The sequence below is a fragment of the Mycobacterium sp. E1747 genome (assembly GCF_001667775.1).
In the GTDB taxonomy this organism is placed as follows: Bacteria; Actinomycetota; Actinomycetes; order Mycobacteriales; family Mycobacteriaceae; genus Mycobacterium.
The window spans coordinates 1-1,877 of the sequence record NZ_LZJI01000003.1 but is presented as its reverse complement, the minus strand read 5'-3'; the positions used below and the strand labels follow the sequence as shown (position 1 = coordinate 1,877).

General features: G+C 72.1%; 1 protein-coding gene and 1 pseudogene. One reads left to right on the top strand and one right to left on the bottom strand.

Annotated features, from left to right (window positions below; genetic code table 11):
* Positions 1-1,033: hypothetical protein (locus A5695_RS28855; protein WP_231974666.1), on the bottom strand; the 1,033-nt coding region annotated here is incomplete at its 3' end.
* A gap of 187 nt (positions 1,034-1,220) precedes the next feature.
* Here A5695_RS28855 and A5695_RS00210 point away from each other — a divergent pair.
* Positions 1,221-1,877 (top strand): annotated as a pseudogene (locus A5695_RS00210) (hypothetical protein); the annotation flags it as partial.

Genomic DNA, 1,877 nt, shown 5'->3' with positions numbered 1-1,877 from the left:
ACAGTGGCGGCGGCCTCGGTGGGGGCGGTGGCTTCGGCGGCGGTGGAGGTGGCCACAGCGGCGGTGGCGGCCCCTGGACTGCCGGGGCGACGACGTTCGAGGTGACATCGGGGTGCTGATGCGCGTGCGGCCGGATGTCGACGGCCAGCGCCAGCGCGAGCGCCAGGACACCGCCGACGAATATCAGCGTCGCGGCTACGACGGCCAGCACCGACTTCCGGCTGCGCGGCTCGCCCGAGTGCGCAGCGGACTCGGTTCCCCGGGTCGCCCTGTCACCCGTTTCGGCGCTGTAGGCGAGCTCGCGCCCACCCGTCGAGGGTTGCCCCGCGTAGGGCATGGCGATCGTCGACGGCGCCCCCAGATGGGCGTTGGCCGCCGCCAGCGAGGCGCCGCGGGCCAGCGCCATCTCGGGTTCCTCGGGGGTGGTCACCGACAGCGAAGTCGCCGCCTCGAGCGCCGGCTTGATGTACGGGATGTCGACGTCCGAGCCCACGAGGAACAGCCCGTCCGGGCGTGCCCTCAGCGATTCCGCGCCCGAGGCCAGCGCGGCCAGCCGTGCCAGCGCCGCCCCGTCGCTGCTGGGCAGCGAATGCCGGCGCACGTCGGCGACCGAACCGTCGGCGGTGTCGACGACGGCGATGGTTGCGGTGGCGGGCTCGACTAACAACAGCGCGGTGCGCGCGCAGTCGGTGGCGCTGCCGGCCGCCTGGGCCAGCGCCGCGGCGGCCATCACACCGGAAACCAGCATGACGTCCTCGATCTTGTTCTTCGCCAATGCATTCCGTAGCGCGGCCGCCTCCGCCTGGTCCGTCCACGTCACGCCACTCGATTTCACCCGATAGCCACCGGCGGCCGCGCTCTGCCGTGTGCCAAGAATCGCGGCGACCACGCGGTCCGCCGCGGCGACCGCCGTCGTCCGACCGGCGAGTTCAAAGCCGTTCTGGTCGACGGTCACTCCGCTGGCAGCTTCGCCTTCAACGAGCACCATGCGGACCGTCTCGGGCGCCATAGACACACCAAGTACGACGTCCACCGCTCCTCCAAGTCGTCCAAATCGGTTGCCGCGCCGTGCGACGACACCTGCGTTCCCGCCGCGGTGCTTCACCACGTTCCAGAATTGGCCGGACGCAATTTCCGCAGCGATCCCAGCCGTGCCCCGACCCCGATCGCCACCCTAGCGCGTGAATTTGGACGCGCCCGGCAGCCGCGAGGGGCTACTTGTGCCCGCCGCCACCGCCGCTGTGGCCACCTCCACCGCCGCCGAAGCCACGGACCCGATCGAGGCCGCCGCACTGCGGGACGCACTGGCCGCCCACAAGGTGGAGAACGTGATGTTGGTCTCGGCCTTCCTGGCCGCGGCGGCCCTCGCGCAAGCGGTGGGCAGCCAGACCAACTACGCGCAAACGGCCCTGCTGTACATCGAGCCCGACACCGCCACCCTGGCAGTCGTCAACAGCGCCGACGGATCGATCGCCGACGTCCAGCGCCAGCCGCTGCCCACCGACGACGAGGCCGCGGTGGCCCAGCTGGCCAGCATGGTGTCGCGCGCCGAGACGCTGGAGACGCGGCCGGACGGCGTGTTCGTCGTCGGCTCGGGTATCGATATCCCGCTGATCAAGCCCGCGCTGGAGGCGGCCACCTCGCTGCCGTTGTCGGCGCCCGAGGAGCCCGAGACGGCCCTGGCCCGCGGGGCGGCGCTCGCCTCGGCGAACGCCCCGCTTTTCTCGTCGTCCACCGCGGCGCTGGCCTACGCCCAGGACCCGGGCACCGGCGCGATCAATCCGTTCGCGGTGGCGCCCGGCTATTTCGACACCCCGGGAACCTTGGGCAGGGACGCGCTCGCCTACAGCGCCGTGCCGGACGAGGTCGACGACGAC